This is a genomic window from Klebsiella sp. MS 92-3, from assembly GCF_000195655.1.
Classification (GTDB): Bacteria; Pseudomonadota; Gammaproteobacteria; order Enterobacterales; family Enterobacteriaceae; genus Klebsiella; species Klebsiella pneumoniae.
Genome location: NZ_GL882855.1, coordinates 61267 through 62413, shown reverse-complemented (window position 1 = coordinate 62413; position 1147 = coordinate 61267). Strand labels below are relative to the sequence as shown.

2 protein-coding genes are annotated in these 1147 nt (G+C 65.0%); one reads left to right on the top strand and one right to left on the bottom strand.

Translation table 11 applies throughout. From position 1 onward, the window contains the following. Nucleotides 1-285: molybdopterin dinucleotide binding domain-containing protein (locus HMPREF9538_RS0128385; RefSeq protein WP_009486110.1), on the top strand; the 285-nt coding region annotated here is incomplete at its 5' end. A 42-nt stretch (nt 286-327) separates the two neighbouring features. Here the strand turns inward: HMPREF9538_RS0128385 and HMPREF9538_RS04275 are convergent. After that, on the bottom strand, nt 328-1147 hold an 820-nt coding region (locus HMPREF9538_RS04275), incomplete at its 5' end, for an amidohydrolase (protein ID WP_009486109.1).

Below are 1147 nucleotides of genomic sequence, written 5' to 3'. Positions count from 1 at the left end.
GGGGGGGGGGGGGGGGGGGGCCCCCCCGGGGGGGGGAGGGTTTTTCCCCGCGGCGACCTCAGCGATCGCATCAATCCGGGGGCGGTCTATATGACCTATCAGTGGTGGGTGGGCGCCTGCAATGAGCTGACCCAGGATAACCTCGATCCGATCTCCAAAACGCCGGAAACCAAATACTGTGCGGTGAAAGTGGAAGCGATTGCCGACCAGCAATGGGCGGAGCGCTATGCCTGGACGGCCTACAGCGACATGAAAGCGCGACTGAAAGCCGCTGCCGACGTCTGACCTCAGGGAGCGCAGCGCGCTCCCTCTGCCGCTGCCGGTGGGTTACGCCGCCGGCAGCTGTTTCTCCACCAGCCCCACCCACATGGCGACGCCGGGGCCGATCAGCGCATCGTTAAAGTCATAGCTGGCGTTATGCAGCGGCTTCGACGGGGTTTCGCCGTCGGTGCCTATCCAGAAATAGGCCCCCGGACAGGCCTCCAGCATGCAGGCAAAATCTTCGGAGGCCATCGACGGCGCCTGATTCCAGCGCACCGCTTGCGCGCCGAGAGTGGCGGCAGCCACCTCGCGCACCTGCTGCGCCTGCAGCGCATGGTTTTTGGTCACCGGATAACCCGGGAACCAGCTAATCTCGCCCTGCACATCGGACACCTGCGGCTGGGTCGCCACATAGCTTTCGATAAGCTCCCGCACGCGGGCGCGAACGCGATTGCTCAGGCAGCGGAAGGTACCGCGCAGCACCACGGTGTCCGGCAGGACGTTGATCGCCTCGCCGCCGTTTATCTGGGTGATGCTGACCACTGCGGAATCCTGCGGCGACAAGCGGCGGGAAGGAATGGTCTGCAGCGCCATTATCAGCTGCGCCGCCGCGACGATCGGATCGGCCCCGCTCTCCGGCATCGCCGCATGACAGCTCTTTCCGCGCAGGGTTATCTCGAAGGCGTCCAGTGAGGCCATCATCGCGCCATCGCTGAGCGCCACTTCGCCAAGAGGGATCCCCGGCCAGTTATGCAGCGCGTAGATGGCGTCCATCGGGAAGCGCTCAAACAACCCCTCCTCCACCATTTTGCGCGCGCCGCCGAGGTTCTCTTCCGCCGGCTGAAAGACAAAGTGGACGGTACCGCTGAAATGGCGGGGCTGCGCC